The organism is Noviherbaspirillum sp. (genome assembly GCF_035944575.1).
GTDB lineage: Bacteria > Pseudomonadota > Gammaproteobacteria > Burkholderiales > Burkholderiaceae_D > Noviherbaspirillum.
Genome location: NZ_DASZBA010000157.1, coordinates 1 through 2,581, shown reverse-complemented (window position 1 = coordinate 2,581; position 2,581 = coordinate 1). Strand labels below are relative to the sequence as shown.

Here is a 2,581-nt window from a genome sequence, read left to right as displayed (position 1 = left end):
TCGCGGCCGATGACGACGACCGCTTCGCCCTTGGCGCGCACGGCGCTGCCGAAAGCCTGGCCGATCTGCTGCGCCACCGACGCGTCAAGCGTCTTGCCGATGATGCCGCGGATGTCGTATGCCTTGAAGATGGTGGGAGATGGATTGGACATGAATGTTCAGGATACCGATTGATTGAATGAATGTTCGATGCGCCGGCCGCAGGACATTACTTGCGCTTTCGTATGATCATCCAGCGCGGCGACTTGAAGCGCACGATGCGCGCATATAACCAGACATAGCTGACGACGAATAGTGCGCAGAACGACATCAGCACCCAGCTATGTTGCCAGAACAGCGTTGCCGGGATGACCGCCATCAGTGACAGAAGCCAGAGGTACGGCGAGGTCAATGCATTGCGCCGCGTTAACGCCAGCGCATCGCGCCCGACCGCCCACAATACCAGCCGGCGGAAAATCAGACTATGCAAGTGTATGCCATCCGGCATGCCGGGCGACTTGCCGCGCACGAACAGGCGACGATAGACCGAAAACAGGGTTTCGAACACCGGATAGATCAAGAGCAGTGCCGCATACCATGTCGATACTTCGGCATTGCGCATGACCAGAAGCACCGACAACTCGCCAAGCATGAAGCCGAGGAAATATGCACCGCCGTCGCCAAGGAAGATCAGTCCGACCGGATAGTTCCAGATCAGAAAGCCGGCGGTTGCCCCCGCCACCGTCAATGCTGCGATCAGGATGAAGACATCGTTGACCTGCAGCGCCACATAACCGAGCGAAAACAGCATGCAGAGGGTAACGACCGCTGCCAGGCCATTGAAACCATCGATGATATTAACTGCGTTGGCGATGCCGGCAACGGCCAGGACGGTCAACGGCAGCGCGATCCATGCGCTGGTCATGAACCATTGGGACGAGATCCAGTCCAGCCGGTCGATTTTCGCATCGATAAGGAAGTAGCCGAGTGCCGCCGCGACCATGGTCAGCAGCAGACGCCGGGACGGGCTGACGCGCTGGGTGAAATCCTCGACGATGCCGCCGATGAAGGCGACCGATGAACAGGCAAGCAGGAGAAACATTCCTCTGCCGAGAGTGGGTTCGCGCCACATGGCGATCAGCCCGCCGACGAGCACGGCGGCAAAAATGCCGATCCCGCCGATACGCGGCACGGCCAGGGTATGCACTTTCTGCACGCCGGACAGATTGGAGTCCAGCGCGGTGCCGTGCAGCTTCGCCTGCCGGATAACGAGCAGGGTGATCAGGGCGGCGGTAATGAAACTAACGAAGAATGAAAACATGTTCTTTTGACGATATGGGAAGACCAGGCGGCTATCGTCAATCTGGAAGGAGGACAGATATCGGTTCGAGGCCGGCAATCACCGAAAGCCGTAGTTTACGTTATTACAAGCTTGTAATAAAGAAAGGTTTATGCGGCTTGCGTAAATCCTTATGCAGCCATGGATGGCGCCGGCACCATTCCAAGCACGCGCCGATACAGCGCCGCATACGACTGCCCCATCTGGCGGGCGGTGAAGAGTTCCTCGAAACGCGCCCGCGCCTGCCGACCCATCCGTTCGGCGAGCGCCTTGTCCGTATCGAAGCGGCGCATGGCTTCGCGCAAGGCCGGTGGATCGTTGGGAGGCACCACCAGACCGGTGACGCCGTCGATATTCACATAACTGCTCCCGGTGCCGATCTCGGAAGAGATCAGCGGCTTGGCATACATGGCGCCTTCGAGCAGGGTGACTCCGAAGGCTTCGGAACGAAGATGGGACGGGAAGACCACCGCGCGACACAGCTTCAGCAGCGCCACCTTGTCTTCATCAGATACGGCGCCGAGGAACAGCACGTTCTTCAGTCCGAGCTGCGCAGCCTGCTGCTTGAGGTCGTTCTCCACCGGACCGGCTCCGACGATGATGACCTTGCTGTTGCTGCCGGCGCAGGCGTCCAGCAGAATATGCAGGCCCTTGTAATAGCGCAGCATGCCGACGAACAGGAAAAAATCCTGCCCTGCCTGCTGGCGCCAGTACGCAAGGCGGTCGGGCTCGGCGACGGGATAGCTGCGCTCATCGAGACCGATCGGAATGACCTCGGTCTTGTCGCGGTAGTCCTGCAGCAGTTCGCTGCTTTGCAGATAATTCGGCGACGTCGGCACGATTGCGCTGAGTTCCCCGAAGAACCTTCGCAGCAGCGGCTGGTAGACCGGCATCAGGAGGCGCTGCCGCACCACGTCGGAATGGTAGGTCAGCACCGCCGGCCTGGACGTGCCGCCCATCAGGTGAAGCAAGTCGCCGAAGGGCCATGGATAGTGGTAATGCAGCACATCCGCCTGGCTGACCGCATGCCGGAACCGCGACAGCGCGCTGTACGACATCGGCGTCGATGCGATATCCAGATGCACCGGCACTCGGGTGATGTGCGTCGCGCCGTCATGCACTTCCGGCATCTCGACCGCCTTCCTGCTTAACGTGAAGACACGATTTTCGATCCCCATCTGGTTGGTGGCGGTGCTCAGTTGGCGGATCACCTGTTCCACGCCGCCGAAGGAGTCCGGGTAGTACGTCTTGGTGACGTGCAAT

Annotated in this window: 2 protein-coding genes and 1 pseudogene; all 3 read right to left on the bottom strand. The window is 59.8% G+C overall.

Annotated elements, in window-relative coordinates; genetic code table 11:
- Positions 1–152, bottom strand: a pseudogene (locus VGU61_RS11495) (phosphomannomutase/phosphoglucomutase); the annotation flags it as partial.
- Positions 153–208: 56 nt separating this feature from the next.
- The gene (locus VGU61_RS11490) at positions 209–1,300 is read right to left on the bottom strand and encodes a glycosyltransferase (RefSeq protein ID WP_326859266.1); all 1,092 of its coding nucleotides are present in this window, start codon (positions 1,298–1,300) and stop codon (positions 209–211) included.
- 149 nt (positions 1,301–1,449) lie between these two features.
- A complete protein-coding gene (locus VGU61_RS11485) occupies positions 1,450–2,580 on the bottom strand; it encodes a glycosyltransferase family 4 protein (protein WP_326859265.1) in 1,131 nt (376 codons plus the stop codon).
- Between the last annotated feature and the right edge of the window lies 1 nt (position 2,581).